Raw genomic sequence first — 22,390 nt, forward strand, 5'->3', positions numbered from 1 at the left:
GATATGTGAAGTTTTGGAACGTGAAAAACGCTATGGTTTCCAGGCAAAAAACTCGAAGCCTTTCATCTGCTATTCCAGGCAGCAACCTTTGGCCTGAAAACCTGCGCAATCCAATGATTTGTAAAATCCGTGATCCCGAAACGCTATGGTTTCAGCCTGAAAAAGTGAATTTTACCGGGTTTTTCAGCACTTTTAAAAGCCGCCGGAGCCAGGGGGAATGAAACCGAAAAAGCCGGAAAGAAGTTAAGGTATAAATGCTGCCGAATCTGGCGTTTTTTGCATAGCTTTGTTAATGTCCGGAAATGCCGGTTTTCTAATAAATAAACAAGCCGCTGCTGTATGGCTGATGAAATAAAAAATTCGAAGTTCCAGGTAAGGTTGCCGTTATTGGTGGCGGCAGCCATGGCATTTGGCATGCTCATCGGGGCGAATTCATTTAAACCTACCGACAGTAAAAATGCAGCTTCCATTTCCAAAGCATACCTCAAGTTCCGCGATATTCTGAGTTACATAGACCGCGATTATGTTGATTCGGTGAACACCGACGACCTTTCTGATTACGCCATCAGCAAAATGCTTGAGAAACTTGATCCGCACACGGCCTACATTCCGGCCGCAGAAATGCAGCTGGCCAATTCTTACCTGGAAGGCGATTTCGACGGTATTGGCGTGGAATTCAACATTTTTCAGGATACCATTTACGTCATTGCCCCGATCAGCGGCGGCCCTTCAGAATCAGCGGGTTTGCAGGCCGGCGACAGGATCCTGAAAGTGAACGGCGAGAACGTGGCCGGCATAAACATTTCTAACCAAGGTGTTTTTGAAAAACTGCGCGGCCCGAAAGGCACCAAAGTTACGCTTACCATTCAGCGCAAAGAAGCCAAAAAACCGCTTACCTATACCATTACCCGCAATAAAATTCCCACTACTTCGGTAGATGTAAGTTACATGATCGATGCGACCACGGGTTACATCAAGATCAACCGTTTTTCTGCTAACACTTTCGATGAATTTAAGTCGGCCTTGGTAGATCTGCGCAAAAAAGGGATGAAACAAATGGTGCTCGATCTGCGCGATAACCCGGGCGGTTACATGGACCGCGCCACCAAAATTGCCGACGAATTCCTGAGCGGAAACAAAAGGATTGTGTATACCGACGGCAAAGGCGATAAATACGATTCGGAAACCTATTCCCAACACCGCGGCGATTTTGAACACGGGGCTTTGGTGGTCATGATCAACGAAGGCAGTGCTTCGGCTTCCGAAATTCTGGCCGGCGCCCTGCAGGATAACGACCGTGCCCTGATCGTGGGGCGGCGTTCGTTTGGCAAAGGGCTGGTGCAAATGCCTATTCCGCTCAACGATGGTTCGGAACTGCGCCTGACCATTTCGCGGTATTTTACGCCGAGTGGCCGCTCCATTCAGAAATCGTATAAAAATGGCCTGGAAGATTACGAATCGGATATTATGAAGCGTGCCCAACACGGTGAAATTTTTAACCCCGACAGCATTCATTTCGACGATTCTTTGAAATACAAAACCCGGCGCGGCCGCATTGTTTACGGCGGCGGTGGCATCATGCCCGACGTTTTTGTAGCCCCTGATACTTCCGAGAATTCTCATTACCTCACCGAGCTTTACAGCAAGAACGTGATCCGCGAATTTGCCCTCAACTACTACCGCGATAACCGCAAAAGCTTTAAGAAAATGCCTTTGGCTGAATTCCAGCGCAGTTTTACGGTAACAGATAAGATGCTGAAAGACTTTGTTAAGGAAGCAGAGCAGGCCAAAATTCCGTACGTAGAGAAAGATTTTAAACGCTCTAAAAACCTGATCGTGAATAATATTAAGGCTTCTATTGCGCGTAGCGTTTACGGGCCGGTTGGTTTCTTCCCGATCTTCCACGAAAAAGACCCGGAATTGCAGGAGGCGCTCAAGCGTTTTCCCGATGCGGAGTTATTGAATAAAGGGCAGGTGCAGGGTTTGGGAGTTAAGCAATAATGCTCTTTTTAAATTTTAGCGAAAATGGTTGCTGGGAGTGGTGGTTTTTAAGGTCTGAAGCATACCGTTTTTATTTTGTCATCCCGACGGCAGGAGGGATATCTTCGGAGTGGCATTGAAGTTTGCTATTGAGTTTTTGGGCTTGAAAGCATAGGGTTTACCTCACCTAAATAGCTAAAAACAGGGGAGGACCTTTCGCTTCTCTTTTTCATAGTGAGCTTTAACTCTGAACTCATAACTTTTAACTTTCAAAAGAGCTTTCTCCCTCAAGCCGGGTGGCTTCGTTTCTGCGTTCGCGTCTTCTATTCAAACTGGCCTTGCGGCCTGCCTAAAGGCACCGTATGAATAGGAGGCCGCGCACGCAGAAACTGGTGTCAGTTTCCTTTGTAGTGGGCTTTCTTTTATTTAGTTTCCCGGATAACGTGATTTTCAGGAAACGCTGCGCTGGCGATATGCGTGGAAACGGATAATGTGAAAGGGCACCCACAAGGGGGGACAAAAATTTGATCCTTTAATCCCCTAATCTGATAAATCCCAATTCAGACAACTTCATGGCCGTCTGCTTTAGCTGACGATACTACTGAAGAAAAAAGCCCCCTTTTCAAGAAGGGGTTGGACGTGGTCTTTTCTTAAAATCCCAATTCAGATAAGCCCCGGTCCTGAACGTGACTTGTTAATTATAAATTCTCTGTCCATGAAACATGACGAATATTTCTGCGTTTTTAACTTTTCGTCATTCCATTTTCCCAAATTTAGCCGTACTTTTAAGGGCAGAAATAGTAGCGTTTTTGGGGGAAGAGTTTTTAACCTGTAAACGCTGCCGTTTTTTACTACTTGCTTAAACCTTTCTGTTATGCCATTTTATCATAAATTAGGAAGCATTCCGCACAAACGGCACACGCAATTCCGGCAGCCGGACGGCACTTTATACGCCGAACAGCTGGTGGGTACGCTGGGCTTCAGCGGGGTTTCTTCGTTGCTTTACCATAAAAATCCGCCAACCAAAATCGAGCGCATCGGCGAGCCGGTACCGTTCAGTTATAAGCTGGCCAAGGAAGCAAAATATGCGCCGAGCCACTTACGTACTTTAGGCGAAAAAACCACCGGGACCGATTACCTGAAAGCGCGCCGCACCATGATGGCGAATAACGACTGCGCGATCAGCATTTGTAATCCGAGCGAAATGGAGATGGCGTATTTCTACAAAAATGCCATTGCCGACGAAGTGGTTTTTGTGCACGAAGGTTCGGGGGAATTGCTTACCCAGATGGGACGGATCGAATTCCGGCCGGGCGATTATCTGGTAATTCCGCGTACCATTATTCATAAATTCCGCTTCAACGAAGGGCAGGTGCGCTTGCTGATAATCGAATCTTTCAGCCCGGTAGAAACACCGCGCCGCTACCGCAACCATTTTGGCCAGTTATTGGAGCATTCGCCGTTTTGCGAGCGCGATATGCGGGCGCCAAGCGAACTGGTGCACGAAGACGAAAAAGGCGAATACCTGGTGCAGATCAAGCGCGAAGGGTTTTTACACCAGTATTACTACGATTTCAGTCCGCTGGATGTGGTTGGCTGGGATGGTTATTTCTTCCCGTATGCCTTCTCTATTCACGATTTTGAACCCATAACCGGCCGCATTCACCAGCCGCCTCCCGTACACCAGACCTTCGAGGCGCATAACTTTGTGATCTGTTCGTTCGTGCCGCGTTTATACGATTATCACCCGCAGTCCATTCCGGCGCCGTATAACCACTCCAACGTAGATTCCGACGAGGTTTTATATTATGTAGCCGGCAATTTTATGAGCCGGAAAGGCATTGATATTGCTTCGTTTACCATACACCCGAGCGGCATTACCCACGGGCCACACCCGGGCACGATAGAGGCCAGTATTGGCAAAGTGGCTACCGAAGAACTGGCCGTGATGATCGATACGTTCAAGCCGCTTTACTTAACGGAAGAGGCAATGCAATACGTAGACGAAAAATACCCGATGAGCTGGCAGGATGGGCATACCGATCCGCCGCGCGCGGCCGATATGATGGATTAAAACAAAACGCGGTAACATTTGTTGAAAAATTTGGAGGCGGAGTTGGATATGTTTATATTTAACTCCGCTTTCTTTATTTTAAACCTTTCATGCTGAATGCCATATGAAAAAGTCGTACTATTTATTATTGATGCTGTTTGTAGCTGTATTTTCGGGCTGTAAGAAAGAAGAAGAAGATCCGGTAGATAAAATTTTCAGCTTCGATATTAAAAATGAGAAGGAATTTGTAGCTACGAAAAATGAAATTAATGCGGCTTATACGGCCTCGTCAAACGGCTTTAATTTTCCGTTGCCGGTAAGCGGTGTGGCCGGCGATACCGAGGCTGATTTCCGCGAAAACAACACCAGTACCAGCCTGGTAACGGATATCCGGGTGCGTGAAGTGTATTTAACCATGCCCGATAACGCAACCGAAGATTTCAGTTTCCTGGAAAAAGTAGATATTTATATTGCCATGGATAAGGATGATCCCAACCCGCTGCTCATGGCTTATAACCGCGCTATTCCAACTAACGTGGGCAAAAAACTGGTGTTTACCCCAACCGATGCCAGCGTAGTGAAATACGTGAAAGCCGGCGAGTATGCCCTGATCCTGAAAGATTATAAAATGCGCCGGCAGGTAACCAGCGATCTGAGTATTACCGCCCGTATTACGTATACCGTTACGGCCAACCCACTCAAATAAATTTGTAAACCCTGCCCGGCAGGTTTTGCGTATGAAAAGTCTTTTCCGGCTCCAGAACTTTCTGGCAGCGGGGAAAGACTTTTTTACGTTAAAACCCTACCATTTTTATGAAAACCATTCTTGTATACCTGGCTCTGCTGCTGGGAATCAGCCTTGCCGCCTGCGATAAAGTAGATAAACTGCTTACTTTTTACATAGAAGATGAACAAACCATCGAAATTCCTTCGCAGTTCAGCAACGGTTTTCCGTTGGGCACGCTTATTCCGCTTTCGCCGGTGGCGGTAAATACCAATTCTGAGAGCGAATTTTCGAATAACGATACCCGCGCCGACCTGGTAAAAGACGTAACCCTGGATAAGCTGAAACTAACCTTAACCGACCCGAACCAGAATTTCGATTTCCTGAAAGATATTGATATCTATATCTCCAACGATGCCAACGAAGAGCTGCGCATTGCTTATTACAACGATATTCCGCTGGGGCAAAACGCCATTGATCTGACTTCTACCGATGCCAAACTGGATAAATACATCAAGGCTTCGAGTTATAAGATCATTACCAAAGCGCGCCTGCGCAAAGCCATTGCCGACGACATTGCCATTAAAGCCAGCATGCGTTTTAAAGTTACCGCCGATCCGTTATAAGTAGCGGGTTTGCCAAAAAGAACGCTATGCTTTTCGGGTTAAAAACTCACGTAGAGCAGAATAAGGGTAATCAGACCGAAAAAGCCTGCAATAATGCCGGCGTTCATACGGGCCTGCCATCTTATCTTTTTATTCAGGCCGACGACTGATGCGGCTATCTGCAAAAGTACTAGGATAAAGAAATTGTGATATACCGAGTCTTTGTTAATACGCTGTTTCTGCCCGTAGTAAGTCAGGTGGGTAAACTGCCGGAAGAAGGGCGTGCGCCAGAGGTCTATGGTTTCGGCAGTAGCTGGGCGTATTTCATCAAAATCGCGGTAATTGATGCGGAAAGTGCGGTATTGGGTGGTAACGTAAACCGGCGATTCGCTGCGCGTATTAAAATGCGGAAACGCTATCTGGGTTATGGTTTCGTTGGCTAAGCGGTGCGCCAGGAATTTGTCGGCTAAAATAAGACAGCTGAGCACGAGCACGATCTGGCATATGCGCCGCAAAATAGGTTCGTATTCCTGATAACTCGGGCGGGTGTAATTCTGGTAATGCTGCCGGAAATGCGGCGGCGGCTGCGGCGGCCGGTATGTTGCCTGCGGCCTTCTTGTCTGGGTTTGCGTCGAGCGGTTGAATGGTTGCGGACCAGTGGTTGTGGCTTTGGGCTGATTTTTATAATTGACCCAGCGGTAATGGTAGATTTCACGTTTCTGCTTATCGCCCAGAATTTCGTAGGCCTCGTTTATTTCCAGGAATTTGTGATGGTGCGCTGCGTTGGGGCTTAGATCAGGATGATATTGTTTGGCTAGTTTGTAATACGCCTTGCGGATATCGGCTTGCGTGGCGTTGCCGGGAACGGCTAAAATCTGGTAATAATCTTTCAAATCAACAGGAAATTAGATCAAACGGTGGCTTTCGCGGCTTGCCAGGGATTGGTTTTGGTAACGGCGCTGCGCCAGGTAACCACCCAGGAGGCCGGCAGCGAATTTGGCCAGCAACACAAGTCCATCGTTCAGATCGAAGTCGGCTTTGGGAGTAGCAAAAATAGCCAGATCTAAAATTACAACTAATATACCGGTCAGCAGGCCGTGCAGCCAGCGCCTGTTTTCGGGTTTCCGGGCTGCCCAGAAAGCCATGCCCAGCGTGGCCAGCGTGCCGGCAACCGGACCAATATAAGCGGCGGCCTGGGTAGCAAAGGTTTCGTAAACGCTTTTGTCGAGGCCCGGCATGAGATAACCGTAAATGGTAATGGCAGCTACCAGCACAATAAGCGGAATAAGTTCGGCAATAAGGGCCGCAATAGCTACGCGCAGCAACCGGATCGGGGATTTTTTTTCTACCATATTGAAAATGCTAAAGCAAAGGCCGTTTTGTCTTTAACGGGTTTTTGAAGCTAAAAAGGTACGGTTTTTTCGTGGTTTTCAGGGAATTGGTTTTCAGAAAAGTGACAAACAGAGCTTAACCTGCGAGTGAATGCCTTGAAATTTAAGGGAATTGCAGAATTGACTTTTAAGCCTTGAAAGGATAGCGTTTTCATAGTCTGCTTTCTACTTTCAACCTATAACTTTTTACTTTCATAGGTAACTTTTCCCCTCCAGCCGGGTGGCTTCGTTTCTGCGTTCGCGGCTGCAAGCCTTCCTGCCCTTGCGGGCTGCCTCGTTCCTCGGCACCGGAAGTCTTGGAGGCCGCTCTCACAGAAACTGGTGTCAGTTTCCCTTCGTAGCTCGCTTCTTTTTAGTTTACTCTCTCAGATAGCGTGATTTTCAGGATACGCTGCGCTGGCGATAGGCGGAAGATCACTTATGCTTAAAAGCTCCCCTCCTTTTTAAGTCGCAGATCCCGGAGAATTTCGGGATAGGGGTTAGGGGCAATGCCGTCAACATAAGAGAATCATAAGAGAATCCATAGAAAATTATTGGGTCATTCTGAGCCTGTCGAAGAAACTTACGCGGAATTACAAGGGAATTCGAGCGAAGCAATGAATTCCTTGCAGGTTCGGTACGAGTTAGTTCCCTCGGCTGCTACGCAGGGTCCTTTCGACTCTCGTCTCAGGAATGCTCGGGATGACCCAATAAATCCTTAAGTTGACGACATTGGAGGTTGGGGTGGTTGTATTACATTCTGAAAATCCCGCAAATTCAGAAAATTCTGATTCAGACACAATCCTTAAATTCTTTAATCCTACAAATCCCAATTGGCTTCGCCGAACTACGTTTCAGACAAAAATCCTGTCCATCCCAGGAATCCTTGAAATCGTGTTCAGACAACCATCCTGTAAATTCTTTAATTAGTTGCACCGGACTTCGTTTCTGAAAATCCGGATCCTGCCCGTTTACAAACAAAAAAAGTCAGCCTTGCGGAATGGCAGAGCTGACTTTTCAGGCCGGAAATGATACCGTTTTTAGCCGTTTATCTTTTTCAGATACTGGGCAAATTCCTTGGCGAAATAGGTGAGAATAATGTCGGCGCCGGCGCGTTTGAAACTTAACAGCACTTCGGCCATGGCTTTTTCGCCGTCTATCCAGCCGTTCTGGGCAGCCGCTTTTACCATGGCAAATTCGCCGCTGATGTTGTAGGCTGCAATGGGTAAATGGGAATTATCGCGCAAAGATTTGATGATGTCCAGATAGGGCAGACCGGGTTTTACCATGAGGTAATCGGCGCCTTCCAGGGTATCGAGTTCGGCTTCCAGCAGGGCTTCGCGGGCGTTGGCCGGGTTCATCTGGTAGGTTTTCTTGTCGCCGAATTTAGGAGCGGAATCTAAAGCTTCGCGGAAGGGACCGTAGAAGGCGCTGGCGTATTTGGCGGTATAGCTCATTAAAGCCACATTCTGGAAACCGTTCTTGTCTAAATATTCGCGGATAAAACCGATGCGGCCGTCCATCATGTCGGATGGGCCGATGATGTCGGCGCCGGCGCGGGCTTGTTCCAGGGCCATTTTTGCCAGAATTTCCAGCGTGGCATCGTTCAGAATTTCGCCATTATCTACAATGCCGTCGTGGCCGTCGGAAGAATAGGGGTCCATGGCTACGTCGGTCATTAAAACCACGTCGGGGAAGTTCTTTTTTACTTCGGCAATGAAGGTAGGGAAAAGGCCTTCTTTGTTAAAGCTTTCGGTAGCGAAACGGTCTTTTTTATCTTCGGAAATTACCGGGAACGGGGCAAAAGCTTTTACGCCCAGGTCTACACAGCTGGCAATTTCGTCGAGCATGCGGTCGGTGCTGAAACGCGAAATGCCCGGCATGGAGGTAATGGGAATAGCCTGATTCTGGCCTTCTACAACAAATATGGGAAAGATAAGGTCGTTTACAGTTACAAAGTTTTCCTGAACCAGATTCCGGATCACTTCGGATTTGCGGTTGCGGCGGGGCCGGCGGATTAAATTCATAAGACTTGGTGTTTAAAATGAATTACTTCCGCAAAGGTACGGCTAATGGGCGGGGAATGAAAATGGATAGCCGGCAGTTTTTGGGCGGAAAACCATAGCATTTTTGTTCCGGGGACTACTGATAGCGCTGGATTTTCTGCCTGATGTACTGCATGGCTTTGTCGTACGTTTCAATGCCGTGGCCAACATTTTCATAAACAACTACATCCTTTAAATTGCTGATTCTGGACTTCGCATTTTTAACCGATTTCTGATAGGGAAATAAAAGGTCCTGGTCGCCTACGAGCAAATACGTGTCTGTTTTTACCTGCCGCAGTTCTTCGCCCATGTCGTATGGTTTCTGGGTTTTATCCTGGTAGCGGGTTATGGCAAACAATTCGTAATCGATGATCAGTTTTTCGGCGGCTTCGGAAAGCTGGTGGTTTGGTTTGCAGAAAACAGCCTGGTCCAGAAATTTGCTGACGTTCTTTTTGCCAGGTGCCAGAATGGGCAGCAGGTTGTAATACAGGTTTTTAAACGATAAAGAAAAGGGCTGTAAACACCCCGGATTGAGCAGAAAAACGGCTTTTATTCTTTCCGGGCTGACAAGTGCCAGTTTCATGCAGATCAGGCCACCGAAGGAAGCGCCGGCCACAAACGGCTTTTCAAGCTTTAGTTGATCCAGCATTTCGGTTGCCCAAACGCCGTAGCCTGAGGATCTAATGTCGGGCGTTTTGCCATCGCTTGGGTTGGGCAGGCCGTTGGTTTCTATTAGAAAGATGCGCAGTTTCTGGCCCAGGTTATCGAGGTTTCTGTCGAAATCCCAGAAAAGCGGCGTGGTGCGGGCGCCCGGGAAAATGACCAGCGTTTCCAGCGTTTCGTCTTCGGTGTGCAAGCCCCAAACGTGCGTTTTACCCAGCGACGTTTGCAAGCTGAACCGTTGGTATTGCCGGTTATTGGCGGTCTGAAGTTGCTGCACCCAGTCTTCAAACCATTGCAAATCCTGCACAGGATCTTTAAAAGCAGATGTTCTCTTTATTTCCACGGCGATGGGGCTTTTAAATTTTCCTGAAATTACGGATTTGCAGGCATGAAGCGGCAATATACGGGGAAGGCTTTTTTCAATAGGGGAAATGCATGCTTAATACGGGAAAAAAAATGATAACAGGAGTTTGGAGTTTTCGTAATGGAAAGTATATTTGTCATTATGGAAAGCAAGGTTGTCAGAAAGAAGCCGGGAAAGCTTGATGAGCAATTTAACCTGATTGGTTACCGGTTCAAGAAAATTGGTTTCATGCTGGTCATTTTATTGATAGTTGGCCTGGTTATATTTCAGGTTTTTCCGGTAGCCATAAAGCCGGAACACGAAGCAGTGGTAAAGCCGGCGTATTTGCGGCTGTTCATTTTAGGGTTGTTGCTGATTGCCTGGTCCAGGGAGAAAGAGGAAGATGAGCGTACGTATCTTCGGAAAGTTAAAAGCCTGGCGCGTTCTTTTATCTGGATCGTGATCATTGTTTTGTTCCGGCCGCTGGGATTTGTTTTGGGGCAGGAAACTTGCACGCCCATGGCCGAAGAAGTGGTGATCATTGGGATGCTGGTTTTTCAGATCGGGATGTTCTATTTTGAAAAGTATAATGAAAATGAAAAAGAGAGATCCGCAGTTTAATCTTATTCCTCACCGGTTTAAGTTTATTGGTTTGGCGCTGGTAATGCTAACGATTCTGTTCGCGGTTGGCGTGAAAGCAAACTGGTTTGAATTTTCGCTGGAACATAAAGAAAGCGTTAAAACCTATATTCTTAATGCTTTAATTCTGGGCTGTTTGTTTATTACTTTGGCAAGAGAAAAGGTTGAGGATGAAATGACGATCATGCAGAAAACCAAAGCCTTTGCATTCGGATTTGTGGGAGCGGTAATTATGGCGATTATCTGGCCGCTAATGAACCTGATATATACCGAACCGCTGCAGGAACTTACCGGTCAGGGATTGGCCTTAATCATGCTTTTTACGCACATTTTTACCTATTACTTGCAAAAATTTACCGGCGAAACAGCATGAAGAATTTGCTGAAAGTAGAGCGGGCCAAACTCAATTTAACGCAGCAGCAACTGGCCGATAAAGTAGGTGTTTCGCGGCAAACTATTAATTCTATAGAAGCCGAGCGTTACGTGCCTTCTACGGTGCTTTCACTTAAAATTTCGGACGTTTTTAATACTACCGTAAACGCTATTTTTACGCTGGAAGCGGATGATTGAGTTTTTGGGCGGAAAAGGATAGCGTTTTAAGCCTGCTTTTTAGCAATGCAATACGTGCTCACGCCAATAGGCAGGTTTATGTATTTCAGGAGTTTGTTTTCGGAATTGATCAGGTTGTAGAATAAGCTGTTGAACTTCATTTCATCTTCAAGGTCGCCGGTCTTGCTTTTTTTGGATGGCAGCAGGCGGCTTAACAAACGCACGGCGTAAATGGGCAGGAATAAAAAGAAATTCCAGTAGCTGGCCTTGCTGATCTTAAAGCCGTTTTGTTTTAGCTTGGTTTCGAGCTCGGTTTTGGTGTACCTTCTGAAGTGCATGTTTTCTACGTCGTGCTCGCTCCAAAGGGCCATTAAGGCCGGTACAAAAACCAACAACGTGCCTTCCGGTTGCAGCAGGCTGTGCCAGTTTTTAAGGGCTTTTTCGTCGTCTTTTAAGTGTTCAAGGCAATCGGAGGCAATCACTACGTCGAATTTCTGCTCCAGGGTAATGTTTTGGGCATCCATTACAAAGGCGTTCTGAATGCCGTTTTCCTTGCAATTCCGGATCGCATTCGCGCTGATGTCTACGCCGTATAAATTGCTCCGGTCGAAACCCATTGCGGCCAGTTCATTCAGTAAAATGCCGGAAGAACTGCCGATGTCCAGAATGCGGCTGTCCTTCGGGAAATCTTTTAAATACTGCAGAATATATTGTCTTCTTGCCTTGAACCAGAAATGCCGGGTTTCGATCTCGTGGTACTTTTTTTCGAAAGATTCTTTCATTTGTAATGCTGCCAGCCGCTGGTGCAGGGTGCGAGGATGTTTTTAGGAGCTACCGCTATAAAAGTAGTTTGAAATAAACACTGCGTGTAACTTCTGCAAAGGTAAGAAATTTTAGATTGGCTGGTGTTTTTTAAGCGGCAGCTCTTGGGTTTAACGCCCCAGTAAAGCTACCATCGAAAAAATAAAACCCGTCAGAAACAAGCCGCCGCCTACCCAGGCTACAATTCCTGCTCCCGAGACTCCGGCAATTACCAAACCCAGCGCAACCAGCAATAAAATGGTGCCCGCCGCCAGAAAAACACCCGAAAGCGCCCGGCTCCGTACTTTCTCAGGTTCGTCGTATCGCTTTTCGGAAACCATTTTTTCAGGCTTTCCCGAAACTTGCAACCTGGCTGAAAATTGGTTTTGCTCACTTGTACTGGAAGCTGCAGAAAAAGCAACCGGTTGGGTGGTATTGGCTGCGTAAAGCACTTTTTCTTCCGGAATTGCTACCGTTTTTGGTTTCAGTTCAGGAGTAGGAGTGGATGTAGCCGGGCTCTTTTCGGAAGTTAATGTGCGGGTTTGCGGTGGGTAGTTCCCGGCGGTTTCAGCGAAAAGGTAAGCCGGTTTACTGGTTTGGCAGCCAGTAAAAAGCAGACCCAGGAAAGTAAAATAGTAAGCGTATTTCAGGAAAGGTAATTTCATGCACAGAGTTTGTTCAAAAATAGAAAAAGCCGGCAACTTCTGGTCAATAATGGCTGAATTTAAAAGGATTTCGGCTTACAGTTTGAAAATGATGGCGGCAGTTTATTCGCAGGAATCGTACTTTTTTAGTTCGTTTCCCTACCGTTTTGAGCGAATGGATGGGTTGGTAAAAGCTATCAGGCTGAAAGTTTTTTGCTGAATGCCGCGAGTTGCCGGGCCATGATTTGGGCAGCGGAAGCGTATTCCTGTTCGTATTTTTGCATGAGTGCTTCGCGGCTGGTTTTTTTACCTTTGGCCTGGCCTTCCCATAAAACCGAAAGCGTGGCGTAGGGCGGCAGCAGCAAACCGATGGCGTTGAAAAAATTGCTGAGGTTGGCAATGATACTTTGCGCCCCGTCGGAATCACCGGTGATCACGATGCCGCCTACTTTGCCTTCTAGTCTGGATCTTTTGCCAGCCATGATCTCATCGTGCAGTTCGTCGAGTCGCTCAATTACCCGCTGCATTTCTGAGGATTGGTTGTTCCACCAGATGGGTGTAGCAAAAATAAGGATGTCGGCGGCTAAAAGTTGCTCCAGAATGTCCGGCCAGGCATCGCCTTTGCCCATGTTGCTGTAAGTGCCCGCCAGAATGTTGTGCTCTACCAGTTTAATAATGGTGCTTTCGATCTGCTGCTCCCGGAGGTGTTTTTCCAGAAATTCGCAGAGGGTTTGGGTGTTGGAAATGCCTTCTTTTTTTAGGGTGGCGAGCAGGATTATGGCTTTCATTTCGGGCTTGTTGAGTTGCTAAGCCTTATAGTTGAAAAGCCGAGGTTTTGTTTTGGAGTGGCTAACGGTCTCATGTAAAAGACGTGCAAGGGCGTCGGTCGTAACATGCCTTTACGCTTTGTTATAGGCTGCTTTTTCTTTCTAATTCAATTACTAAATCTTCTAAATTCTCTTTAAGTTGGCTTCTGCTTTTCAATATCAATAGAGGGATTATAGTCAAGAAGAACAATGAGGAGAATAAAGGTATCAGAATCGCTAATCCATTGGTGCTGATTAGAAGTCCCAATAAGGCAAGAAGTGCGAAAAAGAAGATGATGAAGTAAGTCCCGTAAATGTTACTTTTATAGTACGGGATGATTTCAGCTTGTAATCTTGTTCCTGCTCTGTTCAGTCCGCTGATTAGTTCTATTCTTATTTTTCCGTTTCCTCCGAATGGTTTGAGTGTAGATGGTCGGACATTTATTTCTATTGTGTCTGTGTCAGTAAAATTCACTTCGCTGAAGTCGATGGGAACGCTTGTGAGTTTATCGAGGAAGTTCCTCTTTTTCCCTTTCTGCTGTGAAATATAGCCAACAATTAGGTTTTTCGGCGTATCAAGGTCGAACGTGTAGTGCCTGTGGTATTTTGAGAAAAGCCTCTTCATATTTTAAAGTTACCGCTAACGTTCTTGGCTATGCGGCTGCATTGCTGCCGTATAGGTGTGGTTAGGTATATTTTTTATCTTACCATGAAATTATGAATCTCCTTATATTGGTCGAAATGCTTCCTTATATACCACTCAATATCCCACTTAATTTCCTTTTTTAATTTATCTTCTTCAGTATTAGAGTCCAGTTCATACCATTGTGGCCCCTTATTTCTTATTTGGTCAATTCTTTTCCGAAATTGGTGTAAGCAATGAACAGGCTGGGGAAATTTAGGTAAATCTTTATCTGGGAAAATTTTTAAATATAAATCAGGAAAGAAGATTCCGCACTCAATCGTAAAAGAAACTTTTTCAGAAGTATTCCATTGACTTGATTGTACAACCATCGTCTTCTGGAACCCATCTTCATGTCTTAAAAAGTTGTTTCCACTCTTTACAAATTCTAAAGATTTCATTTGTGGGCTTATTACCTCCTTTATGATTTCTTTGAACAAATTCTGCATTTATGGTTTTGTTTAAATTATACCTAACTACTGGGCTAAAACGTAACTGCCTTTATCCTACCAATATAAGCAGATAACCGTAGTTTTAAGCACAGTTAAACAAAAAAGCAAGCGCTCCGGCTTTACCCGAAACGCTTGCTTCTAAATTGTTTCATCTGGAAATGCTTAGTCCAGTTCTTCCGGAGCTTCTATGGGGCTGGAGAATTGCAGCATGGTTTGCTCAATAATGTCGCAGCACTCGTGCAATTGTTCTTCGGTAATTACCAGTGGCGGCGCAAAACGGATGATGTCGCCGTGGGTAGGTTTGGCTAATAAACCGTTTTCTTTCATGGCTACGCAAACGTCCCAGGCGGTACGGCCGTCGGCGGTTGGTTTAATAATTACGGCGTTCAACAGGCCTTTGCCGCGCACCAGGGTAATTAATTCCGGGTGTATTTTCTGGATGCGGCGCATGCGTTCGCGGAAAATTTCGCCCATGATGCGGGCGTTTTCGGTCAGGTTTTCGTCTTCAATTACCTGCAAAGCAGCCATGGCTACCACGCAGGCCAGCGGGTTACCGCCAAACGTAGAGCCGTGCTCGCCCGGCTTAATGCAAAGCATGATCTCGTCGTTGCAAAGCGCAGCTGAAACCGGCAATACGCCACCCGATAAGGCTTTGCCTAAGATCAGGATATCGGCTTTTACGCCTTCGTAGCAGGTAGCCAGCAGTTGTCCGGTGCGGGCAATGCCGGTCTGAATTTCATCGGCAATAAATAAAACGTTGTGTTTTTCGCAGAGGGCTTTGGCTTTGCTTAAATAGCCTTCGGAAGGTACGTAAACGCCGGCTTCGCCCTGGATCGGTTCCACTAAAAAAGCGCACACGTGCGGGTTTTGCAGGGCTTCTTCCAGGCTTTCCAAATCGTCGTAAGGAATTACTTTGTAGCCGGGCATAAACGGACCAAAACCGCTGGTAGAATCTTTGTCGGTGGAGAAAGAAATAATGCCGGTGGTGCGGCCGTGGAAATTCGATTCTACTACAATGATTTCGGCTTCGTTGGGGGCAATGCCTTTTTGTTTGTAGCCCCATTTGCGCGCCAGCTTAATGGCGGTTTCCACGGCTTCGGCCCCGGAATTCATCATTAAAACCTTGTCGTAACCAAAATATTCGGCAATGTATTTTTCGGCTATGCCCAGCTTGTCGTTGTAAAAAGCGCGGGACGTTAAGGTTAGTTGCTGGGCTTGTTCTACGAGTGCACCGATGATCTTCGGGTGGCAATGGCCCTGGTTTACTGCGCTGTAAGCCGAAAGAAAATCGTAGTAGCGTTTGCCTTCCACGTCCCAGAGGTGCACGCCTTCGCCGCGGGTTAAAACTACGGGCAGCGGGTGGTAGTTGTGGGCGCCGTATTGATCTTCGAGTTCCATGGCCTGCTGGCTGGAGGTAATGGTAGCGGTATGCATCGTTCTATTTTGTTTTGATTCGGTTGGGAATGATTTCGGTTTCAGACTTTTCAGTACGGAAATGATAGCGTTTTTGCTGTGGTTTACGCAAATTGCTTTGGGGTAAAGTTAAGGAATTTGCCTGAAGTCGGGAATTTATTGGTGGGAAGAATGATTTTTGATCGCGGATTTCATGTGGTTTTAGATTTTGTGGAGTTTTTGGGGATGAAAGGATAGCGTTTTGTTTGCGTCAGCCCGACTCTTTTGGTCATCCCGACGATAGGAGGGATCTCGTCGGCAGCAAGCAGTTTTTGAGCTTGAAAGGATACTGTTTTCATAGCAAGTTTTTAACTTTCAACTCATAACATATGACTTTCAATGAAGCTTTTTCCCTCAAGCCGGGTGGCTTCGTTTCTGCGTTCGCGGCTGCAACCCTTCCTGCCCTTGCGGGCTGCCTCCTGCCTCGGCACCGGAAGTCTTGGAGGCCGCTCTCACAGAAACTGGTGTCATGCTTCTTCGTAGTGAGCTTCTTTTTAGTTTAGTTTTGCGCCTAACGTGATTTCAGGATACGCTGCGCTGGCGATAGGCGTGAAAGGAACTAGGAGGAGAAATTCTGATTCAGACAATAATCCTTAAATCCTCTAATCAATAAATCCCAATTCAGACAAATAATCCTGTCCATTCCAGAAATCCCTAAAATTGTGTTCAGACTTCCTTCCCCGTCTGCTTTAGCTGACGGTACGCAGGCAATTATTCGCTTATTTTAAAACACAACAATTCACGCAATAAAAAACAGCATTTCTGCTTAATTCAGAAATGCTGTTTTGGGGTTTGTTGGTTTTGTGGGTACTATGCTATGCCGGGTTTGCTTTTATGTACTTTGTTGAAAATGCTGGCAAATTCAGCGGCGTTGTATTGGGCATAGGTGTCGAGCATAATGCCCAGTACGTGGTCCTGGGTTTCAAGGCCAAAGATTTCGTGGGTATTGGCGGCGTCCGCTTCCGGCCCGTCTATATGGTGCTGTTCTACAATGGTCAGGTCTTCGGGAGCTACTTCTTTCGAGAGTTCGGGGCAATAAATGCCATTGTCCTGAATGGTAAAGGTGTGAATAAAGCCGCGGTTCCGGAGGTCCTGCACAACTTTAAATATTGGATCGTTTGTGTTCATAGCGCATAAAAGTTTGTGGTAAAAATTTAATTAGGTCTTCCTTTTTACGACTTCCGGGTTTTGTAGTTTGCTATATTTCAGTAAGTTAATATGTTTGGTGTTGTTGTTTTCCCAAAAAGAAATAAAAAAATATAAGCTCCCGGAATTAGACTGAAAAACGGCATTAGGTTTGGTTTGGGGCGGAAAACCGGGGCCTCAAAATTCAGATTAAAGAATTGGTTTTAAATAAATTGCAAAGGAGTACCTAAATGCAAGGTTAATTTGCTACTTTTGCAGCCTGAAAGCATTGCAAAGTTTACTGTTTTGAATAAACCGTTGCCACCTTTAGAACCCGGAGATTATTATTTTAATGAACAGGGTTTAATGGTTTTTACGGCTAAGTACCACCTCAAGCGCGGCTATTGTTGCAAGAGTGGCTGTAAACATTGCCCTTATGGTTTCAGGAAAAACCAGGAAAGTAAGCCAAAGCCTTGAAGTAAAAAATGGGGTAGAATGGCTTTAAACAGTGAAACTCAAATAATTTTAGATTTGGGTTTGACTTTTTGTTTCTTTCTTCCGATATTTGCAACCCTTTAGAATAAACTGATAAAACGAAATGGCACGAGTTTGTGATTTAACCGGCAAAAGACCTCAGGTAGGAAATAACGTTTCCCACGCCAACAATAAAACCAAGCGTAAGTTCTACCCGAACTTGCAGAAAAAGCGTTTCTATATCCCGGAAGAGGATGCCTGGATCACGCTGAAAGTTTCTACTACTGCTTTGCGCGCCATCAACAAGAATGGTATTGCTGCGGTATTGAAAAAAGCACACCGCGAAGGTTTTATCAGCTACTAAATAAAGGCGCAAAGCCCGGTTTCCTGTTGCGAAAACAGTAGCGCCGGCGGGCTGAAAAGTAAAAATGGTAAGGTAAGCAATTGCTTACCGGAAACCGGTTTTAATTTTTAAGCGCTTTAGTTGTTATTCCGAAAGGTGAATAGTAAATTTGCAAAGATTTTTAAAAGATAGTTGAGATGGCTAAAAAAGGTAACCGCGTACAAGTAATTATGGAGTGCACCGAGCAAAAGAACTCTGGTGTTCCAGGTACTTCCCGCTACATCACTACCAAGAACAGAAAAAATACTCCTGAGCGTTTAGAAATGAAGAAATTCAACTCTAACCTGAGAAAAGTAACAGTACACAAAGAAATTAAATAACGATGGCTAAGAAAGTAGTTGCAACCCTCAAAACTTCTACCGGTAAAGACTGGGCAAAAGTAATTAAGGCTGTAAAATCCGAAAAAACCGGTGCTTACACCTTCAGAGAAGAAATGGTGCCTGTAGATAAAGTACAGGAGTTTTTAGCCGCTAAATAATTGCGCTGATCTCATTCAGTTAAAAAAGTCCCTCACGCACGTGTCGGGACTTTTTTAGTTTATTCTTTTTCCGGTATTTTTAACCGATTTTTATTTCCACTTACAGCTTCCGCCCCTATGGGATTATTTGACTTCTTCAAAAAAGAACAGAAAGAATCGCTCGACAAAGGACTTGAGAAAACCAAAACCAATTTTTTCGATCAGCTTAGCAAAGCCGTAGTCGGGAAATCGAAGGTTGATGAAGAAGTACTCGACGACCTCGAAGAAATGCTGGTGCATTCTGACGTAGGCGTTGGCACCACCATCAAGATCATTAAACGTATTGAAGACCGCGTAGCCCGCGATAAATACGTGAGTACCAATGAGCTTGATAAGATTTTGCGGGAAGAAGTTGCCGCTTTGCTGGAAGAAAACAATTCCGGGAAGGGCACCGAGATAACAGTTCCGGCCGGTATTAAGCCTTACGTAATTATGGTAGTGGGCGTGAACGGGGTAGGTAAAACGACTACCATTGGCAAGCTGGCAGCACAGTTTCATAAAGCCGGTAAGAAAGTAGTGCTGGGCGCCGCCGATACATTCCGGGCCGCCGCCGTAGATCAGCTCATTATCTGGGGACAGCGGGTAGGCGTGCCGGTAATTTCGCACGGCATGAATACCGACCCGGCTTCGGTAGCGTTTGATGCGGTTAAAAAGGGCGTGGAAATGGATGCCGACGTGGTAATTATTGATACGGCCGGCCGTCTGCACAACAAAGTGGGCCTGATGAACGAGCTTACCAAGATAAAACGCGTAATGCAGAAATTCATTGAAGAAGCGCCGCACGAAGTTTTATTGGTGCTGGATGGTTCTACGGGGCAGAATGCCGTTTTACAGGCCACTGAATTTACCAAAGCTACCGATGTAACGGCGCTGGCCATTACCAAGCTGGATGGCACAGCCAAAGGCGGAGTAGTAATTGGTATTTCCGATGAATTTAAAATCCCGGTAAAATATATTGGCGTGGGTGAAAAGATCGAAGACCTGCAGATCTTTAATAAATACGAATTTGTAGATTCGCTTTTCAGCAGAAAGAAATAAAATAAAGCAGTTTTTCTGCCCTGAACCGTAGCGTTTTCATTCAGTTTTTGATTGGAAAATGCTACGGTTTTTTTATGCCGCCGCTAAGGGTTTTAACCTTTGTAATTGTCTTTCAAATAGTTGCAGGTGTTGAGTTGCTGTAGTGCTTAGAGGTATGTAGCGTTTTTTTCTACAACTTGGCCGCTTTTTTCTGCAAGGTTCAAGCAACGGATCAGCCGAATTTGCCGTCATCTGTAAAGTAAAAAATTGCTATCTTGTACCAGAAATTTGCAATTGATTCGTTGAGGTTTCTGGTGGCATTTTGCCTGTTTCTATGAAAAAACTTTATCTTTTACTTTTAGCCAGCGTTTTAAGTTTTAGTCCGGAACAATTACAGGCGCAAACGGCTCCTCCGAAAACGTTTTCGGTAGCTTATCAGAATGCACCTTTAAAGCAGGCGCTTACGGAACTGGAACAAAAATTTGGGGTGAAAATATTTTACCGCGAAGAATGGCTGACCGGCAAAACTGTAACCCTGAATCTGAAGAATGCCACGTTGCCGGAAGCCTTGCAGGCTACGCTTGCTGGATCCGAATACGTTTTTATGCAATACGACGCGGCTAACGTTGTAGTGATGCCGGCATTGTTGGAAAAAACTTCAGAAGGAAATATTGCAGCGGTTCGCATTAGAAAGGATGATATTGCTCCAAAGGTAGAAATAATCGGTGGCCCTAGAATTGCACCCCGTAACCAGAAACTTACTTTAAAGGGCGTAGTAAAAGATGGCAAGCATAACGAGCCGGCAATTGGTGCTACTGTGCAGGTCGAGAAATTAGGTATTGGCACAGTAACGGATATAAACGGTAATTACGAATTAAAGCTGGTGCCTGGTAAGCATGAGGTATCCATTAGCGCAGTTGGTTTGGAAACGCAAAAAAGGACGATCCAATTAAATGGGAGTGGTACATTGAACGCAGAGTTGTTAGATATAGCGTTTAACCTGAGTGAAGTTCAGATAGAAGCAGAGCGAAAAAACAACAATGTAGCCGGCGTGCAGATGGGAGTTAATAGACTTTCCATAAAAGAAATAAAAAAAATGCCGGCTTTATTGGGCGAAGTGGACGTGGTGAAAACGCTGCAATTGCTGCCAGGGGTGACTTCGGTTGGAGAAGCAGCGGTCGGTTATAATGTCCGCGGCGGTAATGCCGATCAAAACCTGATTTTGCTGGATCAGGTGCCGGTTTTTAACCCCATGCATTTATTCGGCTTCTTTTCGGTGTTTAACCCAGATGTGGTACAGGATTTAACTTTTTACCGGGGCGCTATTCCGGCACAATTCGGCGGCCGGCTTTCTTCTATTCTGGATGTAAAACAAAAAGAAGGAAGTTATGAAAAAGTGCAGGGAAGCGGCGGAATTGGTATTGTATCGGGCAGATTAGCCGTAGAAGGACCGGTGCTTCATAAAAAAGGCTCCTTCTTGCTGGCCGGGCGAAGTAGTTATTCTGATTGGATTTTTAAAAAGCTCCCCAAAGCATCTTTACGAGACGATCAGGCCTCTTTTTACGATGGTACGATCAAATTCAGCGCCTTGCTTTCTGAGCAAACCAAAGTAATGGCTTCGGGTTACCGCAGCCATGATAGTTTCGGGTTCTCTGCAGATACCATTTATTCCAGTTCTACCACCAACGGTAGCGTAAGTATTAATCATATTTTCTCGGATAAGTTTATTCTGAATGCAACGGCATTTACGGGCGATTATGCTATGAATATTGATTTTAATGCTCCCGGTAACGAAGCTCAATATGCGAGTGGCATTAAGCAACAGGGATTCAAAACGGATCTGCTGGTGCGGCAAGGGCGGCAAAAAATAAATGTTGGGGGAGCGGCCACGTATTATAATTTCGAACAGGGCTCTTTAGTGCCACTCAGCGAAGCTTCTAACATTAACGCTGACGTATTGCCACTGGAACGGGCTCTGGAATCTGCTTTATACCTGAACGACGAGATAGAGCTAAATTCAGTTTTTTCTTTTACGGTTGGGTTGCGCTACTCTTTTTACCAGAATTATGGAAATGGCGCTGTGCTTAATTATCAGAGCGGAAAGCCCAAAAATGAATTAACCGTGGTAGATACGGCCTATTACGGTAAAAACGAAGTAGTACAGCGCTACCGGGGTGCTGAACCCCGGTTTGCGTTGAAGTATGCGTTAAATGAAAAAAGTTCTGTTAAAGCCGGTTATTCGCGCACGCGCCAATACATGCACGTAATTTCTAATACGCTTACTATTTCGCCGGTAGATATCTGGAAAACGAGCAACAGCCATATAAAACCTCAGATCGGCGACCAGGTTTCCTTGGGTTATTTCCGGAATCTGAAGCAAAACACCATCGAAACTTCGGCAGAAATTTATTACAAACAGATCAAGGACCAACTCGATTTTAAAGAAGGTGCTGACTTATTCCTGAACCACCAACTCGAAACAGCGCTGATTGCTGCAAACGGCGAAGCATATGGCCTGGAACTGATGGTAAATAAAAAAGGCGGCTTGCTTACCGGCTGGGCGAGTTACGCTTACTCACGGTCGTGGCTGAAAACGAACAGCAGCTTTGCGGAAGAGCAGATTAATGAAGGCCGGAAATATCCAACCAGTTACGACAAGCCGCATAACCTGAATCTGGTGCTGAATTATCAGCTGACCCGCCGCTTAAGTGCTTCGGCAAACTTTACTTATAGCACTGGCCGGCCTTTTACCGCTTCCACAGCTTTTTATGTAATAGAAGGCAATGTGGTGCCGTATTACGCCGATCGGAACCAGTATCGCATTCCCGATTATCACCGGCTGGATCTATCCTTAACCTTTCTGACAAATTTGCGAAAAAATAAGAAGTGGGAAGGAAACTGGAATTTGGCGGTTTATAACGTTTATGCTCGCAATAACGCATATTCAGTATTTTACCGGCATAAGTATGGTTCGCAGCCCCGCGTTTTTCAGTTAGCGGTTATAGGTACAGCTATTCCATCCATCAGTTATAACTTTAAATTCTAA

Annotated in this window: 25 protein-coding genes; 13 read left to right on the plus strand and 12 right to left on the minus strand. The window is 45.7% G+C overall.

Translation table 11 applies throughout. The features are described from left to right. Nucleotides 1-339 precede the first annotated feature (339 nt). The 4 genes from I5M27_RS09680 to I5M27_RS09695 all read left to right on the plus strand — a co-directional run bounded on the left by I5M27_RS09680 (nt 340) and on the right by I5M27_RS09695 (nt 5,383). Nucleotides 340-2,001 (plus strand): S41 family peptidase, encoded by a 1,662-nt coding sequence (locus I5M27_RS09680; protein WP_200506008.1) that lies wholly within the window; start codon nt 340-342, stop codon nt 1,999-2,001. 853 nt (nt 2,002-2,854) lie between these two features. After that, on the plus strand, nt 2,855-4,054 hold the full coding sequence (locus I5M27_RS09685) for a homogentisate 1,2-dioxygenase (protein WP_200506009.1): 1,200 nt from the start codon (nt 2,855-2,857) through the stop codon (nt 4,052-4,054). A gap of 103 nt (nt 4,055-4,157) precedes the next feature. Next, nucleotides 4,158-4,739 carry a hypothetical protein gene (locus I5M27_RS09690; protein ID WP_200506010.1) on the plus strand — a complete coding sequence of 194 codons (582 nt, stop codon included), beginning with the start codon at nt 4,158-4,160 and terminating at the stop codon, nt 4,737-4,739. A gap of 107 nt (nt 4,740-4,846) precedes the next feature. Continuing rightward, nucleotides 4,847-5,383 carry a hypothetical protein gene (locus I5M27_RS09695; protein ID WP_200506011.1) on the plus strand — a complete coding sequence of 179 codons (537 nt, stop codon included), beginning with the start codon at nt 4,847-4,849 and terminating at the stop codon, nt 5,381-5,383. A 38-nt stretch (nt 5,384-5,421) separates the two neighbouring features. Here the strand turns inward: I5M27_RS09695 and I5M27_RS09700 are convergent, their stop codons facing one another. The 4 genes from I5M27_RS09700 to I5M27_RS09715 form a co-directional block, all read right to left on the minus strand. After that, a complete protein-coding gene (locus I5M27_RS09700; protein WP_200506012.1) occupies nt 5,422-6,255 on the minus strand; it encodes a J domain-containing protein in 834 nt (277 codons plus the stop codon). 12 nt (nt 6,256-6,267) lie between these two features. After that, a complete protein-coding gene (locus I5M27_RS09705) occupies nt 6,268-6,714 on the minus strand; it encodes a TIGR04086 family membrane protein (protein ID WP_200506013.1) in 447 nt (148 codons plus the stop codon). A 1,058-nt stretch (nt 6,715-7,772) separates the two neighbouring features. Further along, the gene (gene hemB, locus I5M27_RS09710) at nt 7,773-8,759 is read right to left on the minus strand and encodes a porphobilinogen synthase (protein WP_200506014.1); all 987 of its coding nucleotides are present in this window, start codon (nt 8,757-8,759) and stop codon (nt 7,773-7,775) included. Between the two features lie 115 nt (nt 8,760-8,874). Next, nucleotides 8,875-9,783: an alpha/beta fold hydrolase gene (locus I5M27_RS09715; protein ID WP_200506015.1), complete on the minus strand. Its 909-nt coding sequence runs from the start codon at nt 9,781-9,783 to the stop codon at nt 8,875-8,877. A 162-nt stretch (nt 9,784-9,945) separates the two neighbouring features. On the opposite strand from I5M27_RS09715, the gene I5M27_RS09720 reads away from it, so the two are divergent. From I5M27_RS09720 to I5M27_RS09730, 3 genes are read left to right on the plus strand one after another with little or no spacing between them, the layout of a single operon-like run. After that, nucleotides 9,946-10,404, plus strand: coding sequence for a hypothetical protein (locus I5M27_RS09720; RefSeq protein ID WP_200506016.1), 459 nt, complete (start codon nt 9,946-9,948; stop codon nt 10,402-10,404). Next, nucleotides 10,379-10,795, plus strand: coding sequence for a hypothetical protein (locus I5M27_RS09725; protein WP_200506017.1), 417 nt, complete (start codon nt 10,379-10,381; stop codon nt 10,793-10,795). The genes I5M27_RS09720 and I5M27_RS09725 overlap by 26 nt, the downstream gene beginning before the upstream one ends. Beyond that, a complete protein-coding gene (locus I5M27_RS09730; RefSeq protein WP_200506018.1) occupies nt 10,792-10,992 on the plus strand; it encodes a helix-turn-helix transcriptional regulator in 201 nt (66 codons plus the stop codon). The genes I5M27_RS09725 and I5M27_RS09730 overlap by 4 nt, the downstream gene beginning before the upstream one ends. Before the next feature lie 26 nt (nt 10,993-11,018). On the opposite strand, the gene I5M27_RS09735 is transcribed toward I5M27_RS09730, so the two are convergent. The 8 genes from I5M27_RS09735 to I5M27_RS09770 form a co-directional block, all read right to left on the minus strand. Next, entirely contained in the window at nt 11,019-11,753 is a 735-nt protein-coding gene (locus I5M27_RS09735) for a class I SAM-dependent methyltransferase (protein ID WP_200506019.1), read from the minus strand. A gap of 150 nt (nt 11,754-11,903) precedes the next feature. Next, the gene (locus tag I5M27_RS09740) at nt 11,904-12,437 is read right to left on the minus strand and encodes a hypothetical protein (RefSeq protein WP_200506020.1); all 534 of its coding nucleotides are present in this window, start codon (nt 12,435-12,437) and stop codon (nt 11,904-11,906) included. Nucleotides 12,438-12,613: 176 nt separating this feature from the next. Beyond that, nucleotides 12,614-13,204 (minus strand): flavodoxin family protein, encoded by a 591-nt coding sequence (locus I5M27_RS09745; protein ID WP_200506021.1) that lies wholly within the window; start codon nt 13,202-13,204, stop codon nt 12,614-12,616. Between the two features lie 121 nt (nt 13,205-13,325). Next, complete coding sequence (locus I5M27_RS09750; RefSeq protein WP_200506022.1) at nt 13,326-13,847, minus strand: hypothetical protein; 522 nt, start codon at nt 13,845-13,847, stop codon at nt 13,326-13,328. Nucleotides 13,848-13,921: 74 nt separating this feature from the next. Further along, nucleotides 13,922-14,305 carry a DUF4304 domain-containing protein gene (locus I5M27_RS09755; protein WP_200506023.1) on the minus strand — a complete coding sequence of 128 codons (384 nt, stop codon included), beginning with the start codon at nt 14,303-14,305 and terminating at the stop codon, nt 13,922-13,924. A gap of 213 nt (nt 14,306-14,518) precedes the next feature. Then, entirely contained in the window at nt 14,519-15,790 is a 1,272-nt protein-coding gene (rocD, locus tag I5M27_RS09760; protein WP_200506024.1) for an ornithine--oxo-acid transaminase, read from the minus strand. A 170-nt stretch (nt 15,791-15,960) separates the two neighbouring features. Beyond that, nucleotides 15,961-16,107 (minus strand): hypothetical protein, encoded by a 147-nt coding sequence (locus tag I5M27_RS09765; RefSeq protein WP_200506025.1) that lies wholly within the window; start codon nt 16,105-16,107, stop codon nt 15,961-15,963. A gap of 511 nt (nt 16,108-16,618) precedes the next feature. After that, nucleotides 16,619-16,936, minus strand: coding sequence for a hypothetical protein (locus I5M27_RS09770; protein ID WP_200506026.1), 318 nt, complete (start codon nt 16,934-16,936; stop codon nt 16,619-16,621). Nucleotides 16,937-17,251: 315 nt separating this feature from the next. On the opposite strand from I5M27_RS09770, the gene I5M27_RS09775 reads away from it, so the two are divergent. The 6 genes from I5M27_RS09775 to I5M27_RS09800 all read left to right on the plus strand — a co-directional run bounded on the left by I5M27_RS09775 (nt 17,252) and on the right by I5M27_RS09800 (nt 22,390). After that, complete coding sequence (locus tag I5M27_RS09775; RefSeq protein ID WP_317193583.1) at nt 17,252-17,410, plus strand: DUF5522 domain-containing protein; 159 nt, start codon at nt 17,252-17,254, stop codon at nt 17,408-17,410. Nucleotides 17,411-17,531: 121 nt separating this feature from the next. After that, the gene (rpmB, locus tag I5M27_RS09780) at nt 17,532-17,771 is read left to right on the plus strand and encodes a 50S ribosomal protein L28 (RefSeq protein ID WP_200506028.1); all 240 of its coding nucleotides are present in this window, start codon (nt 17,532-17,534) and stop codon (nt 17,769-17,771) included. Nucleotides 17,772-17,947: 176 nt separating this feature from the next. Then, nucleotides 17,948-18,130 (plus strand): 50S ribosomal protein L33, encoded by a 183-nt coding sequence (rpmG, locus tag I5M27_RS09785; protein ID WP_200506029.1) that lies wholly within the window; start codon nt 17,948-17,950, stop codon nt 18,128-18,130. A gap of 2 nt (nt 18,131-18,132) precedes the next feature. Next, a complete protein-coding gene (locus I5M27_RS09790; protein ID WP_200506030.1) occupies nt 18,133-18,288 on the plus strand; it encodes a DUF4295 domain-containing protein in 156 nt (51 codons plus the stop codon). Between the two features lie 117 nt (nt 18,289-18,405). After that, a complete protein-coding gene (gene ftsY, locus I5M27_RS09795; RefSeq protein ID WP_200506031.1) occupies nt 18,406-19,365 on the plus strand; it encodes a signal recognition particle-docking protein FtsY in 960 nt (319 codons plus the stop codon). 313 nt (nt 19,366-19,678) lie between these two features. Beyond that, entirely contained in the window at nt 19,679-22,390 is a 2,712-nt protein-coding gene (locus tag I5M27_RS09800) for a TonB-dependent receptor domain-containing protein (protein ID WP_200506032.1), read from the plus strand.

The organism is Adhaeribacter terrigena (assembly GCF_016623615.1).
Lineage (GTDB): Bacteria > Bacteroidota > Bacteroidia > Cytophagales > Hymenobacteraceae > Adhaeribacter_A > Adhaeribacter_A terrigena.